13 protein-coding genes are annotated in these 14943 nt (G+C 72.1%); 5 read left to right on the top strand and 8 right to left on the bottom strand.

What is annotated here, in order from left to right:
- Positions 1-186 precede the first annotated feature (186 nt).
- A complete protein-coding gene (locus TR42_RS01385) occupies positions 187-1233 on the top strand; it encodes an isopenicillin N synthase family dioxygenase (RefSeq protein WP_042212301.1) in 1047 nt (348 codons plus the stop codon).
- 59 nt (positions 1234-1292) lie between these two features.
- Here TR42_RS01385 and TR42_RS01380 read toward each other — a convergent pair whose 3' ends face one another.
- The 3 genes from TR42_RS01380 to TR42_RS01370 are packed head-to-tail and all read right to left on the bottom strand — an operon-like array spanning position 1293 to position 4093.
- Positions 1293-2339: a hypothetical protein gene (locus TR42_RS01380; RefSeq protein WP_042212300.1), complete on the bottom strand. Its 1047-nt coding sequence runs from the start codon at positions 2337-2339 to the stop codon at positions 1293-1295.
- Between the two features lie 4 nt (positions 2340-2343).
- Positions 2344-2559 (bottom strand): putative acetyltransferase, encoded by a 216-nt coding sequence (locus TR42_RS01375; protein ID WP_042212298.1) that lies wholly within the window; start codon positions 2557-2559, stop codon positions 2344-2346.
- Positions 2560-2563: 4 nt separating this feature from the next.
- Positions 2564-4093 (bottom strand): SDR family NAD(P)-dependent oxidoreductase, encoded by a 1530-nt coding sequence (locus TR42_RS01370; RefSeq protein WP_042212297.1) that lies wholly within the window; start codon positions 4091-4093, stop codon positions 2564-2566.
- A 108-nt stretch (positions 4094-4201) separates the two neighbouring features.
- Here TR42_RS01370 and TR42_RS01365 point away from each other — a divergent pair, with 108 nt between their 5' ends.
- Positions 4202-5860, top strand: a complete 1659-nt coding sequence (locus TR42_RS01365) for an alpha/beta-hydrolase family protein (RefSeq protein WP_052405491.1) — start codon at positions 4202-4204, stop codon at positions 5858-5860.
- 52 nt (positions 5861-5912) lie between these two features.
- Here the strand turns inward: TR42_RS01365 and TR42_RS01360 are convergent, their stop codons facing one another.
- Both TR42_RS01360 and TR42_RS01355 read right to left on the bottom strand, forming a co-directional pair.
- A complete protein-coding gene (locus TR42_RS01360) occupies positions 5913-7766 on the bottom strand; it encodes a DEAD/DEAH box helicase (protein WP_042212295.1) in 1854 nt (617 codons plus the stop codon).
- Positions 7767-7818: 52 nt separating this feature from the next.
- On the bottom strand, positions 7819-9387 hold the full coding sequence (locus TR42_RS01355) for an SDR family oxidoreductase (protein WP_042212293.1): 1569 nt from the start codon (positions 9385-9387) through the stop codon (positions 7819-7821).
- Between the two features lie 163 nt (positions 9388-9550).
- On the opposite strand from TR42_RS01355, the gene TR42_RS01350 reads away from it, so the two are divergent.
- Positions 9551-10081 carry a hypothetical protein gene (locus TR42_RS01350; protein WP_042212291.1) on the top strand — a complete coding sequence of 177 codons (531 nt, stop codon included), beginning with the start codon at positions 9551-9553 and terminating at the stop codon, positions 10079-10081.
- A gap of 8 nt (positions 10082-10089) precedes the next feature.
- Here the strand turns inward: TR42_RS01350 and TR42_RS01345 are convergent, their stop codons facing one another.
- Positions 10090-11409 carry a flavin monoamine oxidase family protein gene (locus TR42_RS01345; protein ID WP_042212290.1) on the bottom strand — a complete coding sequence of 440 codons (1320 nt, stop codon included), beginning with the start codon at positions 11407-11409 and terminating at the stop codon, positions 10090-10092.
- Positions 11410-11473: 64 nt separating this feature from the next.
- Here TR42_RS01345 and TR42_RS01340 point away from each other — a divergent pair, with 64 nt between their 5' ends.
- Positions 11474-11755, top strand: coding sequence for a hypothetical protein (locus TR42_RS01340; protein WP_042212288.1), 282 nt, complete (start codon positions 11474-11476; stop codon positions 11753-11755).
- Between the two features lie 6 nt (positions 11756-11761).
- On the opposite strand, the gene helR is transcribed toward TR42_RS01340, so the two are convergent.
- Positions 11762-13948, bottom strand: coding sequence for an RNA polymerase recycling motor ATPase HelR (helR, locus tag TR42_RS01335; protein ID WP_042212286.1), 2187 nt, complete (start codon positions 13946-13948; stop codon positions 11762-11764).
- A gap of 180 nt (positions 13949-14128) precedes the next feature.
- Here helR and TR42_RS01330 point away from each other — a divergent pair, with 180 nt between their 5' ends.
- On the top strand, positions 14129-14641 hold the full coding sequence (locus TR42_RS01330) for an LURP-one-related/scramblase family protein (protein ID WP_042212284.1): 513 nt from the start codon (positions 14129-14131) through the stop codon (positions 14639-14641).
- A 16-nt stretch (positions 14642-14657) separates the two neighbouring features.
- Here TR42_RS01330 and TR42_RS01325 read toward each other — a convergent pair whose 3' ends face one another.
- Positions 14658-14933, bottom strand: coding sequence for a hypothetical protein (locus TR42_RS01325; protein WP_042212283.1), 276 nt, complete (start codon positions 14931-14933; stop codon positions 14658-14660).
- Between the last annotated feature and the right edge of the window lie 10 nt (positions 14934-14943).

Raw genomic sequence — 14943 nt, 5'->3', positions numbered from 1 at the left:
GGGTACCGATCACCATGAGAGCCTAGCCGCGGGTGGCCGGGGGAGTTCTCGGCGATGCGGCGCGGAAGCCCCGCGGTGCAGGCCTGCCGGCCACCGTCGCCACTGCCACGTGCCGTGGACACGCCGGCGAAACACCGTCGGCATAGCCTGGCGTCGACCCGGTCCGCCTTCCGAGAGGTGCTCGCCATGACGTTCCATGTCCCCACGGTCGACATCGCGCCGTACGTCGCCGACGGTGCCGCCGCGGACCGAGAGGAGGTCGCACGGCAGATCGACGAGGCCTGCCGTGCGGTCGGATTCATCCAGGTCATCGGTCACGGCATCCCGGACACGGTGATCGACGGGCTGACCGATGCGCTCGACCGGTTCTTCGCTCTCGACCTCGACACCAAGAAGGGGTACCGCACGCCCCCACAGGTCAACCGCGGTTACAGCCCACCGAAATCGGAGTCGCTGTCGCTGTCGCTCGGGGTGGAGTCGGCGACGCGCATGAACGACTTCTTCGAGGCGTTCAACGTCGGCGCCTCGTCGGCGGCCTATCCGCACGTGACCGACCTTCCTCAGCCCGACTACGCCGAGAACGTCTGGCCCGCCGTCGAAGGGTTCGAGCCTCAAGTACAGGGCTACTTCGCCGAGGCCGCCCGGGTGGCCCGCACCATGACGCGCATCTTCGCCGATGCGCTGGGGCTCGACGACGACTTCTTCCCCAGCCGCACCGACCATTCTCTCGATGTCATGCGCATGAACAACTACGCGCTTCCGCCGGGTACCGAGGTGTCTCTCGACGGCGACCTCATCGGCATGAGCGAGCACACGGACTTCGGCATCGTCACCGTCCTCTGGGCGGACCAGGTGCGAGGGCTCCAGGTGCTCGGCTCCGACGGATCGTGGAACGATGTCCACCCCGCCGACGGGGCGCTGCTCATCAACCTCGGCGACATCACGGCGCACCTCACCAATGAGCGGTGGATGTCGACGCTTCACCGCGTCAAGCCCCCCGTCATCGACGGAACGATCGAGCGTCGGCGCAGCGTCGCGTTCTTCCACGACGGCAACGTCGACACGGTGATCACCACGCTTCCCTCGTGCGTCGACGAGCACCACCCCGCTCTGTTCGAGCCGGTCACGATCGCGGAGCACATCGCTGCCAAGCTGCGCGGTTCACGCGCGGGCATTCGCAACGATGCCGCCGGGCGCGAGGCGCAGAGGGTCCTGGACAGCGGCAGATACTGACCTTCGCGCCGTCGGATACCGGGAAGGCGCACGGGAGGTCGAGCGAGTCGGCCGGTGGTTCAGATCGTGGTGAGGATCGCCTCGCGCTGCCGCTGCAGCTCGGTGACGCGAGCCGCGATCTTCGCAGCGTCGGCTCCAAGCTCATCGGCGAGCTGCGAGAGGCGCCGACGGAGGCCCTTGGCGCGCGTCTGGGCTTCGGAGATGCGTTCCTTCACCATCCAGTCGCTGACGATATTGTCGAACACCACGTCGAAGACCGTGAGCAGCTGCGAGATGTCAACACCGTCGATGGTCGAGCCACCGATGTCGGCGAGCTCGACGGAGAGCCGCTCGAGCGCCCGGTTGACCTCTCTGAACGCCTCGGTGGCCCCGTCGATCCTCGAGTGCTTGATCATGTCGGTGACGAAGCCGCCCCCGAAGAATGTGTCGTACGTGGACCAGCCGCCCGCGCTGTCGAGCTCCGCGAGAGCCGCGTCGAGCGCGGCTCTGGTGGCATGCAGCGCGTCGACAGCCTCCGCGATCTCGCGTTGCCGGGCCTCGGCCACGCCCAGCCGCTCCGCCAGCGCTGTCAGCGCTGCGGCGTCCTGGCCACCGGCCGCGACGATGGCTTCCTCATAGCGGACGAGCGCGTCGGTGTACGCGCGGTCCGCCCCACGGAGGGCGTCGTGCTCCCGGCGAAGCCGCGAGTCCTCGGCGACGGCGCGGCCGAGGCGCGCTTGCGCGCCGGCGACCGCGAGCGCGGCAGCGTCTGCCTCGGCGCGTTCAACGGCCAAGCGATCGGCCGCGTCTCCGCGCAGCGTCGCCCAGATCCTCGTAGGCGAGAGCTCCTCGAGCCGGCGGACATCCGACCGCTCCACCGCCAGCACCCGCTCCAGCTCGGCCAGCTCGTCCCGCCGGGTCGCCACGAGCGCCGCGGTGGTCTCGAGCTGGACGGCAAGGCGCCTCCGATGCGTACGGTCCTCGGCAGCGGCGCGGACGGCTTCTGCGTGCGGAACCAGGGAGGATTCATTCACGTGGTCACTGTGCCACACCAGTGCCGGAGCAACCGGCTCCGTGATGCCGGGGGCCGTGTCGAGAACGTCGGCGTCTTCGGCCGTGCCGCCCACGCCGTCAGCGCGACCGGGGCTGACGAGGCGCGGCAGGCGGCGGCACCTCCTTCGCGGCGACGATGGCGTCGACGGCGATGCGTTCGACCCCGCGCTTGCCGTCCACCACGACCTCGTCCGGCGAGACGCTCAGGAGCTCGCCCAGCGCATCGGTCGCACGGCCGTCGGGCAGCAGGTAACGCACCACGACGCGGCGGCCGGGGGCAGGAAGCCTGATCATGCCCTCACCACTTCGACGGCGCGTAGTCCTTGAGGAACACGCCGAACAGGTCCTCGCCCGCCTCGCCGCGCACCACCGGGTCGTAGACGCGCGCGGCGCCGTCGACCAGGTCGAGCGGCGCGTGGAATCCCTCCTCGGCGAGACGGACCTTGGTGGGGTGCGGGCGCTCGTCGGTGATCCAGCCGGTGTCGACGCTGGTCATGAGGATCTGGTCGGACTCGAACATCTCGCGTGCGCTCGTGCGGGTGAGCATGTTGAGCGCCGCCTTCGCCATGTTCGTGTGCGGGTGCCCGGGCCCCTTGTAGCCGCGCTCGAACACGCCCTCCATCGCGGAGACGTTCACCACGTACGCACGGCCGGTGGACGATGCGGCGGCCGCCGCCGCGAGCGACGGGCGCAGGCGGTTGATGAGGATGAACGGCGCCGTCGAGTTGCACAGCTGCACCTCGAGCAGCTCCAACGGGCTCACCTCGCCCACCGCCTGCACCCACGAGTTGGTGTCGTGCAGGTCCGGGACCAGCCCGCCGGCGTCGATCGCCGAGCCGTCGGCCAACCGCTCGAGCGACGAGGATCCCGGCGCGAGCGCCAGCTCGGTGAGCCGCTGAGCCTCGCGCATGCCCGTCTCGGCCGCGTGGGCTGAGGCGAGCAGAGGGTGAGCCGTCGCGGACGCCTCGATGCTCACAGGGTGCGCATCGTGGGTGCGGCCGAGCGTGAGCAGGCTCGGACCCGAACCCTCCGGCCACAGCCCCGGCTCGATCGGCACCGCCTCGGCGTCCACCAGCGGCGCGTATGCGCCAGGGGAGCGGCGCACCGTCTGCGCGGCGTTGTTGATGAGGATGTCGAGCGGGCCGTGAGACGCCACGGAGTCGGCGAGCGCGACCACCTGCGCCGGGTCGCGCAAGTCGATGCCGACGACGGTGAGCCGGTGGAGCCAGTCGCCCGCATCGTGCATCCCGGCGAAGCGGCGCACCGCGTCGCGCGGGAAGCGTGTGGTGAGGGTGAGGTCCGCGCCGTCGCGCAGCAGCCGCAACGCGATGTGCATGCCGATCTTCGCGCGGCCGCCGGTGAGCAGCGCGCGCCGGCCCCTCAGATCGGTACGGGCGTGGCGCTTCGCGTGCCCGGTCTCCGCGCACTCGGGGCAGAGCTGGTGGTAGAACGCGTCGACCTGCGTGTACTTCTGCTTGCAGATGTAGCAGGGGCGCGGCTTGACGTAGTCGCCGACGGTGGGAGCGGCGGCGCGGGCCGTCAGGGTCAGCCCGCGCGTCTCATCGTCGATCCGGTCCGATGCGCCGGTCGCCGTCGCGGCCACGATGGCGGAGTCGGCGACGTTGATGGCGTTGCGGCGCTCGCGGCGCCGGCTGCGCTTGACGGACTTGATCATGCTCGCGGTCGCGTTGCGCACCGCAAGGAAGTCCGGGTCCTGCTCGTCCACCTCGCTGAGCGAGGCCAGCACGCGGAGCGTGATCTCGAGCTCGTCGGGGTCGATGCGGTGCTGGCGGGCCAGGGGAGGGACGGGTGCGGACACTCGCTCCATTCTACGGAGCGCACTCGCGACGACGCTCCGCGCACGCGCTGCTCTGGAGCGCCTCGCCCGCTAATGTGGCCGTGACGAGGGAGGACGCCTGTGATCGGGATGTCACGCATGAAGGCCCGGCTGGATATCGCCGGGGCCACGGTGGGCCTGATCGCCGTGGCGCTGTCGCTCACGCCGTCGCTGCTGCCGAGGCCCGCGTGGGGGCAGGGCCTCGTCTCGGGTCTGGGCTTCGCGGTCGGCTACGGCGTCGGCGTGCTCGTGTGGCGCGCCGTCGCGCGGCTGTCGCGCGGAAGGCTTCCCCACAACGCGGCCGAGGCGCCTGCGTGGATCGTGGTGCTCATCGGCTTCGCCGCGACGGCGGCCCTCATGCCGTTCGCGCTCGACTGGCAGAACTCCGTGCGCGCCGCCGTCGGCATGCCCGACACGAGCGGCTTCGACTGGCTCGTCGCCGCCGTCGCCTTCGCGCTCGGCTCGTGGCTGGCCTTCGCGATCGGCAACGGCGTCGCACGCGGCTACCGCAGCCTCCACCGCCTCGTCGCGCCGCGGATCCCGATGAAGGAGACCCGGCCCCGCGCCTCGTCCGCGCTGACCGTGGCGGGCACCGTCGTCGCGATGCTCGCCGTCTTCTCGATCGGTCTGTCGATCCTCTCCTTGCTGCTGACCGTCGCGTCCAACAGCAAGAACCGTCAGTACGACCCCGACTACGCCCAGCCCACCAGCCCGCTGCGCTCCGGCAGCGCCGAGAGCCTCATCGCGTGGGACCAGGTAGGGGCGGCCGGCGCGAAGATCGTCGGCGGAGGCCCCGACGCCGCGCAGATCGCGACCGTGACAGGTGCCGATGCGATGGAGCCCATCCGCGTCTACCTCGGGATCGATGTGCCCGGAAGCTTCGAGGAGCGCGCGCAGCTCGCGGTCCAGGAGCTCGAGCGCACCGGAGCCGCAGAACGCTCGGTGCTGATGATCGCGGGGACCACCGGCTCGGGCTGGCTCGACCCCGGAGCGATCGACGGCTTCGAGTACCTTCACGCCGGCGACACCGCGCTCGTCGCGATGCAGTACGGCGCGACCGGCAGCCCGGTATCGGCGATCCTCACGCCCGACCTGTCGCAGGACGGGACGGCGGCGCTGGTCGACGCCGTCACCGCATGGTGGGAGACGCTCCCCGCCGACGACCGCCCCCAGCTGGTGGTCTACGGCCTCAGCCTCGGCAGCTTCGGCATCCAGGCGGCCTACGACGACGCGCTCGACCTGCTCGACTCGACCCAGGGCGCGGTGCTCGCCGGCACGCCCTCCTTCACGCCCATCTGGGCGACGCTCCAGGACGAGCGCGACGAGGGCAGTCCCTACCCGCTGCCGGTCTTCGACCAGGGTCTGCACGTGCGCTGGGCGGACGAGTGGGGCGGGCTCGAGGCGCTCACCACCACCTGGCAGGACACGCGCGTGGCGTACCTGCAGCACGGCAACGACCCGATCGTCTTCATCGGGCCCAGCGTCATCTGGTCCGAGCCCGAGTGGCTCAAGCCGGATCAGCGCTCCGAGTCCGTGAGCAAGGACATGGTGTGGATCCCCGCGGTGACGGCCTTCCAGGGCGTCGTCGACCTCATCCTCTCGACGGCGGTCCCGGAGGACGCGGGCCACAAGTACGGCAACCTCGCGGTCGACGGGCTCCACCAGGTCACGGGGGACGCCGGCCTGGACGAGGATGCGATCGCGCGCATCCGCACCGTGATCGAGACCTACGACACCTTCTCGCCGGTCGCGAACTGACGCCGTACGCGCACGGCGCCGCGACCCGAGGACCGCGGCGCCGAAGCGGTGGTCAGTCCCAGCGAGGCTTGCGCGGACCCCGGTCGTCCCGCTGGCGGCGGTCGTCACGAGGGCCGCGGTCATCTCGGGGACCGCGATCGTCGCGCGAGCCCCGACCGCCGTCGTAGCGCCCGCCGCGGGATCCGCCCCGGGAACCGCCGCGCGACGGCCCGCCGGAGTCCGGACGGATGTCGATGAGGCGCCCGGAGATCCGCGTCCCGCCGAGCCTGCTCAGCGCCGAGGGCGGGAGCGTCGACGGCAGCTCGACCAGGGAGAACTCGGGCATGATCGTGATCTTGCCGAAGTCGCCGCGGGCGAGGCCGCCCTCGTTCGCGAGCGCGCCCACGATCTGCCGGGGCTCGACCTTGTGCCGCTTGCCCACCTCGATGCGGTAGGTCGTGAAGCCTTCGCTGGGGGCGCGACCGCGACGCTCGTCGCGCCCGCCCCGCGCATCGTCCCTGCCGCGGTCCCGCGCGCCCCGGTCGGGTGCGAACGTCGCGCGCTTGGGCTCGTCGGCCGGGTCGAGCAGCAGGGGGGTCTCGCCCTGGGCGACCACCGCGAGCGCGGCGGCGACGTCGGCCTCGGGCACGTCGTGGTGCTCGACGTAGTGGCCGATGATGTCGCGGAAGCGGCTGATCCGGTCGCTCTGCTCGAGCGCGGCCGTGATCGAGTCGTCGAAGCGCGCGAGGCGCGTCGCGTTGACCTCGTCGGCGGACGGCCAGTGCATCTCCGTGAGCGGCTGTCGCGTCGCCTTCTCGATCGCGGTGAGCATGCGGCGCTCGCGAGGCGTGATGAAGCTGATGGCGTCGCCGGTGCGCCCCGCACGTCCGGTGCGACCCACGCGGTGGACGTAGGACTCGGTGTCGATCGGGATGTCGAAGTTCACCACGTGGCTGATCCGCTCGACGTCGAGGCCGCGCGCCGCGACGTCGGTGGCGACCAGGATGTCGAGCTTGCCGTCCTTGAGCTGCTTGATGGTCCGCTCGCGCTGGGCCTGCGCGACGTCGCCGCTGATGGCCGCCGCTGCCAGGCCGCGCGCCCTGAGGCGCTCGGCCACGGTCTCCGTGTCGTTCTTGGTGCGGGTGAAGACGATCATCGCCTCGAAGTTCTCGACCTCGAGGAGGCGCGTGAGGGCGTCCATCTTCTGCTGGTAGGCCACCACCAGGTAGCGCTGGGTGATGGTCGAGGAGGTGGTGGTCTTGCGCTTGACCGTGACCTCCGCGGGGTCGTGCAGGTAGCGCTGCGACAGGCGGCGGATCGAGGACGGCATGGTCGCGGAGAACAGCGCGACCTGCTTGTCGTCGGGCGTGGACGCGAGGATGGTCTCGACGTCCTCGGCGAAGCCCATCTTCAGCATCTCGTCGGCCTCGTCGAGCACGAGGTACTTGAGCTCGGACAGGTCGAGCGTGCCCTTGTCGAGGTGGTCCATGATGCGCCCGGGCGTGCCGACCACGATGTGGACGCCGCGACGCAGCGCAGACAGCTGCACGCCGTAGCCCTGTCCGCCGTAGACGGGCAGCACGTGGACGCCCTTGACGTCCGCCGCGTAGCGCTCGAAGGCCTCGCAGACCTGGAGCGCGAGCTCGCGCGTCGGGGCGAGCACCAGCGCCTGAGGAGCCTTCTGGGACTTGTCGAGCCGGGCGAGGATGGGCAGCGCGAACGCGGCGGTCTTGCCGGTGCCCGTCTGCGCGAGACCCATCACATCGCGGCCGCTGAGCAGCAGCGGGATGGTCTCGGCCTGGATGGCGGAGGGGGTCTCGTAGCCGACGGCCTTGAGGGACTTGAGGATGGGCCCGTCGAGCCCGAGGTCGGCGAAGGTCTGGGTGGGGGCGGCTGCCGCGTCGGTCTCGACGCTTTCGGAGGTCATGACACCACCGTAAGCGGCCTGGGTCCCGCAGGGGGACCAACGGGACGATGCGTCAGGCCCGCGAGCGTGCGCGGGGTGTCGCCGTCGCCTCCGCCTCGGCGACGATGCGGTTGACCATGCCGCTGAACACGAGCCCGTGGAAGGGCAGCACCGACAGCCAGTACAGCCGCCCGGTGAGGCCGCGCGGCAGGAAGACCGCGCGCTGGCGGTACACCGCTCCCTCGGCCGCAGGCTCGACCCCGAGCTCGAGCCACGCGCGGCCGGGCACCCTCATCTCGGCGCGCAGCCGCAGCAGCCGCCCGGGCTCGACGTGCTCGACCCGCCAGACGTCGATCGCGTCGCCCACGCGCGGCGCTGCGAGCGTCCTGCGCCCGCGACGCTGCCCGACGCCGCCGACCATGCGATCCATGAGCCCGCGCACGGCCCACAGCACCGAGGCGGAGTACCACCCGGTCGCGCCGCCGATCTCCGTGATGACGCGCCACACCTCCGCGGGCTCCGCGGTGGTCGGCTTGGTGCGCTCGTCCTTGAACACCGTGCGCCGCGCCCACTCGGGATCGCTCGGCATCGGATCGCTCGGTGCGCCGAGCACACGCCCGTCCACCCAGCTGGTCTCGACCTCGTCGATCTCGACGCGTGCGAGAGCGAGCGCGACCGCATCGCTGTACCCCGTGAGCCCGCCGGGCGGCGGCGGGATGATCGCGTCGATCGCATCGTCCTTCACCACGCACGAGTGCAGCAGCGATTCGACGAGCGGACGGGCGATGCGACTCGGGACAGGCGTGACGAGCCCCACCCAGTGCGACGCGAGGCCCGGGGTGAGGACCGGCAGCGCGGTGATGCCGCGCCGGGGCAGGCCGGCGACCTCGGCGTAGCCGTTCATCATCTCGGAGTAGCGCATGACGTCCGGGCCGCCGATGTCGTAGACGCCGTTCGCGGCAGCGTCCACCCGCGCCGCGGCGAGCAGGTAGTAGAGGACGTCGCGCACGGCGATCGGCTGGATGAGGTTGCGCACCCATCGCGGCGCGGGCATGTACGGCAGCACCTCGGTGAGATGCCGGATCATCTCGAAGGACGCGGAGCCGGAGCCGATGACCACGCCCGCCTGCAGTACCAGCGTGGGCGTGGCGGACGCGAGCAGCAGGTCGCCGACCTCCTTGCGCGAGGCGAGGTGCGAGGAGAGCTCGACCCCGTCGGGGTGGAGGCCGCTGAGGTAGACGATGCGGTCGACGCCCGCGGCCGCGGCGGCGCGGGCGACGTTCTCGGCGATCGCCCGGTCGAGACGCGCGTAGTCGCGGCCGCTGTGCATCGAGTGCACCAGGTGGTAGACGATGCCGACCCCGGCCATGGCGCGGTCCATCGCCTCCGGGTCCGCGGCGTCGCCCTCGACGGTCTCGACCTCTCCCGACCAGGGCAGCGCCGCGACGCGTCGCGCGGAGCGCGTGAGCACGCGCACCCGGTAGCCGCCGGCGAGCAGGCGCGGCACCAGGCGCCCGCCGATGTAGCCGGTGGCGCCGAGCACGAGGACCAGCGGCGCGGCGCCGTCCGGGCCGGGCACGGCCCGCAGCGCCTCCTCCGAACCGAACGGGCTGTTGGGCGGCGCGGCATCGGGCGCATCCATGAGCGGGCTCCTTCCGGCGACGGTGCGCTGCGATGCGCACCTGAGGAGGCAACCCGGATCGGGCGGTGAGGCATTCCCGCCCGCCGCGTACTGCAGGCGCAGCAGGCCCAGATGACTGCGGAGGGACGATGCGCGCGGGCGCTCGGCGGAGGACCGTGGACGCATGAGCATCGAGACCGGTCAGAAGTCCACCGCCACCGTCCGCGATTCGGCGTCCCTGTGGTCGGGGACCGGGCTCGCGGTGATCATCGCCCTGTGCGTGACCGTGTCAGCCTTCGCGATCGACGGCGCTCGTGAGGTGCCGGCTGGTGCCGCGCTCCCGGCGAACCCCATCGCCGAGCAGCGTCCGGCGCCCGCCGGTGAGCTCCTCGGCCGCGCGCTCGACGCCAACGTCGCCGAGGTCGAGAGCTTCCTCGACTGGGGCGGCCGGGCGGACTACGACGGCGCGGGCCGGCTCGTGCTCGACGCGCACGGGATCACGGGTCGGATGCTCGAGACCGTGCTCGCCGCGGACCTCGCGCGGTCCATGGCCGTCGACCCGGACCTCGTGGCCGAGGCGATCGCCGCGGCCGAGCGCGACGCGGTGCCCGAGAACGGGATCGCTCGCGGGACAGCCTCGTCCGACCTCATCACCGTGATCTGCACCGAGTCCCACGACGGGATGACGCTGGCCTTCGAGGACCGCTCGGTCTGAGCCGGGCGTCAGGTCCAGAGCGCCTCGATCGGGAGGTCCCGTCCGACGATGCGCGAGGCGGCACGATGCCCCGACAGCATCGCGGCGGGGACGGTCGCCGGGTCGTCGGTCCAGGTCGCCTCGCCGGCCAGGTGGAGCACGCCGCCGACCGGTGTCGCGAGCGCATCGTGGTCGGCGGTGGTCGATCCCGGACGCATGAAGGCGTACGACCCGCGCGCGTGCGGGTCCTCGTGCCAGCGGGTGACGCTCACCGCGGTCGGATCCGGAACCTCGCCGTAGAGCCTGCGCAGCTGCGCGCGCACGGAGTCGGTCACCTCCGCATCGGTCCAGCCCTCGATCATCCGCGCCGTCGGCCCGGCCGCGAACGTCAGCAACGTCGGCGTCCCGTCGAGCGGCGTGAGGTCGTACCACGAGTGCCACGCGCGCCCCTCGGGACCCTGCTGGCGGATCGCGTACACGTCCTCGCCCCAGAAGCGCGTGGGGAAGCGGAGCACCACCTTCTCGAAGCGGTTCATCTCGAGCCGCGACAGCGCGCCGGCGACGGGCTCGGGCAGCGGGGGCTCGATCTCCAGCGCGCCCGCCTGGAGCACGCCCACGGGCACGGTGACCACCGCATCGGCCGCCGCGAAGGCGGCACCGTCGGTCTCGACGTGCACCCCGGTCGCCGACCACGTGATGCGGGACACCACGTGGCCGAGCCGCACGTCGAGGCCCTCGGCCAGGCGTGCGGGAAGCGCGTCGTAGCCGTCCGGGAAGACCACCTCGTCGCCCTCGATCGCGTCGTCGTCGAGGCCGTGGGCCGCGAGATCCTCGATCCACGCGCCGTACTGCTCCTCGGACCGATGCTCGAGGAACTCGCGGACGCGCTGCGCCCGATCCGCGGGCCAGCCCTGGGAGCCGAGCGCGCGTTCCGTGACGTCGCGGTAGGAATCCAGCGGCGCCGAGTCCGCGATCACATCAGCCAGCGTCGCGTCGACGGCACGGACGTCCGTGGCGAAGGCGGCCGCCTCATCGTCCGTCAGCCGGCGCCCGTCGGGGGAGAAGTACGCCATCGGCCGGCCGTCCACCTGATAGCCGCCCACCGTGAACTCGTGCGTGCGCATGCCGAACGCGCGGGCGGCGGCTGCGACGGGGCAGCCGTCGACACCATGGATCCACGAGGCGCCGAGGTCGGTCGCGCTGCCGTCGCGGCGCTCGGTCCACACGCGTCCGCCGACGCGGTCGCGGGCCTCGAGCACCACCACCCGGCGGCCGGCTTCGGACAAGAGCCGCGCGGCGGTCAGGCCCGCGACGCCCGCTCCGACCACCACGGTGTCGACGTGCTCCATGCCTGCTCCCTCGCTTCGATGTGCGCCGACCCTACCGGGGCGGGCGCGCGGGTAGCGTGAGGACATGTTCGTGCTCATGTCGATCCATCACCCGCATCCCGAGCATCGGGCCGCGCTCGTCGACTCGATGCATCGGTACGGCGCCGCCATCCTTGGCGAGGCCGGGCTCGTCTCGATCCGCACGCTCGCCGACGAGGACTCCGACCGGTTGGTGGGGCTCGCGATCTTCGATTCGCGAGAGGACTACGAGCGGCTCGCCCCGATCGCCCGCGCGGCGGTCGCGGACGACCCCTTCGACGAGTGGGAGCAGGTCCCGATCGACGGGCTCAGGCTCACCGAGATCTGAGGACGCTCACCCGTCGAGGATCACCAGCTCCCGCGTGGACCTGGTCATCGCGACGTAGCGGTCCACCGCTCCGGTGAGGCCGCCTCCGAAGCCCGCCGGATCGACCACCACGACGAGGTCGAACTCGAGGCCCTTGACCTGCTCCGGCGACAGCGACCGGACCCGGTCGCCGTCGGCGGCGGAGGGATCGCCGATGACGCACGCCACGCCCTCCTCGTGTGCGGTGAGCCAGGCGGAGAGGATCGCGTCGCGGTCGGATCGTGCGCCTCGGCGAACGGGGATGCCGGAGACCCGGATGGACTCGGGCACGTTGGCGTCCGGCAGCGCCGCGAGGATCGCGGGCGCCGCCTCCGCCATCACCTCGGCGGGGGTGCGGTAGTTGACGGAGAGCCGTGCGCTCGCGACGTCGCGCAGGCCCACCCGCGCGAGACGGTCCTCCCACGCCTCGGGGAAGCCGCGGCGCGCCTGCGCGCGGTCGCCCACCACCGTGAGGCTTCCCGAGGGACAGCGGCGCAGCAGCGCGCGCCATTCCGCGTCGGTGAGCTCCTGGGCCTCGTCCACCACCACGTGCGCGAAAGGCCCGGCCAGCCGATCGCCGGCTCCGGCGTCCTCGGTGACGTTGCCGACCAGCTCCTCGCGGAGATCCTGCCCCCGGAGCATGGACATGACATGGAGCTCGGTGTCGTCGGCCGCCATGAGGTCCTCCGCCACCTCGCGCATGCGTGCGAGATGCGCCTCACGACGCAGACGCTCGCCGCGCAGGCGCCTGGCCCGGTCGGGATCGCCGAGCCGGTGACGCGCGGCGTCCAGAATCGGCAGGTCCGCGACGGTCCAGGCGTCGGGGCGGTCGCGTCGCAGCGCCGCCGCCTCATCAACGGACAGCCACGGCGCGCAGCGGCGCAGGTAGGCGGGCACCTCGTACAGGTCGCCGACGAGCTCGGTGGGCTCGAGGATAGGCCACGCGGCGCCGATGGCGTCGAGCAGCGCACGGTTGCGCGAGAGCGCCGTGCGGGCCGCGGCATCGGGGTCGCCCTGATCGAGGCCGTACGCGTCGAACTCGTCGGGGTCCTCCCGCGCCTCGTCATCGCCGGAACCGCTGCGCACGCGGTCGACAACGATGGTGAGCAGCGCCGTCCAGACCGCGTCCCTCGCGTCGTTGTGCGCCGTGCCGGGCTCGGGTGCCGCGAACGCCTCGACCCAGTCCGCGGGTGTGACCTCGACCTGCTCGTCACCCACGTCGAGGCGGAGGGTCGACGTCGGCGGCTCCTCATACAGGGCGACCGCGGCGTCGATCGCGAGGTCCAGGTCGGCCTTGAGTCGGGCGACGTCCGGATCCGCCTCGGCGGGGGCCAGCCGGCCCTCCGGCACCAGATCCGTGACCGTGCACGTGCGCACCGAGTCCTCGCCGAGGCTCGGGAGCACGTCCGCGATGTACGCGAGGTACGGCCGATGCGGTCCCACGACGAGGACCCCGCCTCCCTGGGCGGCGAGGCGCGCATCGGCGTAGGTGAGGTACGCGGCACGATGCAGCGCGACCACGGTCTTCCCGGTCCCCGGGCCGCCGTCGACCACGAGGGCGCCGGCAGAGGACGCGCGGATGATGGAGTCCTGGTCCGCCTGGATCGTGGAGAGCACGTCGCGCATGCGGCTCGACCGGCTCGCACCGAGGCTCGCCATGAGCGCGGAGTCCTCGTCGAGCGTCGTCGCGACCGCCGCCGTGCCGGAGAGCGGCTCGTCCCAGTAGTCGACGATGCGCCCGCCGGACCACCGGTACCGGCGCCTGCTCGCGACGCCCATCGGTCGCGCGGCGGTAGCGGCGAAGAACCGCTCGGCGGCGGGGGAGCGCCAGTCCACGAGCAGCCGCGTGCCGTCCTCAGCGGTGACGCCGAGCCGACCGACGTACGTGCGCTCGCCGTCGGTCGTGACGATGCGTCCCAGGCACAGGTCGCGCCCGTAGCGCCGCAGCGTCCGCAGCCGAGCGCTCAGGCGGTGGACCTCGAGGTCGCGCTCGACGGTCGCCTGGCCGCCCCCGCCGGGCTTGCGGAGCTCGGCCTCGAGGCGCTCCTCGAGCTGACCGACCTGGCGCGCCACGGCTGCGGCGACGCGCGCGAGATGAGCGGAGTCGGCGTCGACGAGCGACGGGTCCGCCTTGGCGGAGAGGCGAGGGGGCAGCGCGAACGCCGAGGAGGTCATGAGGGGTCCTTCGAACCGGTGACTGCCGACGATTCTCCGCCGCGGAGGGGGCCTTGCCGCAAGGGGGCGGGCCCGCGGTACGGTGGACATGAGGTGAGCGCCGGCGACGCCTTCGCATCGTCCCTGGTGGGGGCGCGATGCCCTGGCTAAGGTGAGGGCACGCCGATCCCAGGAGGAACGATGTCCGAGCAGGCCGTGCCCGCGGGGTACTCGCGCTATCTGATGAAGAGCAAGTTCGGCGCCGGCCGTGACTTTCGCATCCTCGCGCCGGAGACGGAGGAGGACCTGTTCCTCGTCGACGGCAAGATGGGCCCTCGTCCGCGGGCGGACGTGCTCGACGCTTCCGGAGCGAAGCTCTTCGATGTCACCGGGCGCATGATGGGCATCCCCAAGCGCATGGACGTCACCGACGGCGCGGGCGCGCAGGTCGCGCACCTCCACGCGCAGCCGTTCAAGTTCGTCAAGGACAAGATCGACGTCAGCCTGGCCTCGGGCGAGGAGTGGCTGCTCGAGGGCAACCTCATCGAGAAGGACTACACGCTTCGGGATGCGTCCGGCACGGTGATGGTGCAGATCACGCAGAAGTGGATGACCATCCGCGACAAGTACACGATCGACGTGCGCGAAGGCGTCGCGCCGGGTCTGGCCTTCGCGATCGTGTGGGCGATCGACCGCTGGGTCGAGCGGGACTGAGCGCGCACGACGGCCCTCAGGGACGCGAGCGGTCCTGCGTCATCGACTCCTCCCACAGGCCGAAGGACTGCAGGAAGTCCTCGGTGAGCTCGAGCGCCTCGCGGGTCGAGGCGACGGAGCGCGGGCGCGAGACGAAGAACCGCTGCGCGCTCGCGTCCGTGGACCTGCTGGTGGTGATGGTGATGAGCAGGTGCTCGGGCTGGACCTCGACGCGAAGCGTGCAGACGCCGAACATCGGCTCGCGGGGGTCTCGCGACACCCGCGCGCCCGTCTGCCCCTGGGGTCCGGCCATAGTCCGGGCA

Source organism: Demequina mangrovi (assembly GCF_000759715.1).
In the GTDB taxonomy this organism is placed as follows: domain Bacteria; phylum Actinomycetota; class Actinomycetes; order Actinomycetales; family Demequinaceae; genus Demequina; species Demequina mangrovi.
Note: the sequence above shows the minus strand (reverse complement) of the source record. Positions and strands in the feature narration are given on the sequence as shown.

What these genes read in the sequence shown, in the direction of transcription:
- TR42_RS01385 (WP_042212301.1), top strand. Translation starts at nt 187, where the DNA reads ATGACGTTCCATGTCCCCACGGTCGACATCGCGCCGTACGTCGCCGAC.
- TR42_RS01375 (WP_042212298.1), bottom strand. Translation starts at nt 2,559, where the DNA reads ATGATCAGGCTTCCTGCCCCCGGCCGCCGCGTCGTGGTGCGTTACCTG.
- TR42_RS01370 (WP_042212297.1), bottom strand. Translation starts at nt 4,093, where the DNA reads ATGGAGCGAGTGTCCGCACCCGTCCCTCCCCTGGCCCGCCAGCACCGC.
- TR42_RS01365 (WP_052405491.1), top strand. Translation starts at nt 4,202, where the DNA reads ATGAAGGCCCGGCTGGATATCGCCGGGGCCACGGTGGGCCTGATCGCC.
- TR42_RS01360 (WP_042212295.1), bottom strand. Translation starts at nt 7,766, where the DNA reads ATGACCTCCGAAAGCGTCGAGACCGACGCGGCAGCCGCCCCCACCCAG.
- TR42_RS01355 (WP_042212293.1), bottom strand. Translation starts at nt 9,387, where the DNA reads ATGGATGCGCCCGATGCCGCGCCGCCCAACAGCCCGTTCGGTTCGGAG.
- TR42_RS01350 (WP_042212291.1), top strand. Translation starts at nt 9,551, where the DNA reads ATGAGCATCGAGACCGGTCAGAAGTCCACCGCCACCGTCCGCGATTCG.
- TR42_RS01345 (WP_042212290.1), bottom strand. Translation starts at nt 11,409, where the DNA reads ATGGAGCACGTCGACACCGTGGTGGTCGGAGCGGGCGTCGCGGGCCTG.
- TR42_RS01340 (WP_042212288.1), top strand. Translation starts at nt 11,474, where the DNA reads ATGTTCGTGCTCATGTCGATCCATCACCCGCATCCCGAGCATCGGGCC.
- helR (WP_042212286.1), bottom strand. Translation starts at nt 13,948, where the DNA reads ATGACCTCCTCGGCGTTCGCGCTGCCCCCTCGCCTCTCCGCCAAGGCG.
- TR42_RS01330 (WP_042212284.1), top strand. Translation starts at nt 14,129, where the DNA reads ATGTCCGAGCAGGCCGTGCCCGCGGGGTACTCGCGCTATCTGATGAAG.
- TR42_RS01325 (WP_042212283.1), bottom strand. Translation starts at nt 14,933, where the DNA reads ATGGCCGGACCCCAGGGGCAGACGGGCGCGCGGGTGTCGCGAGACCCC.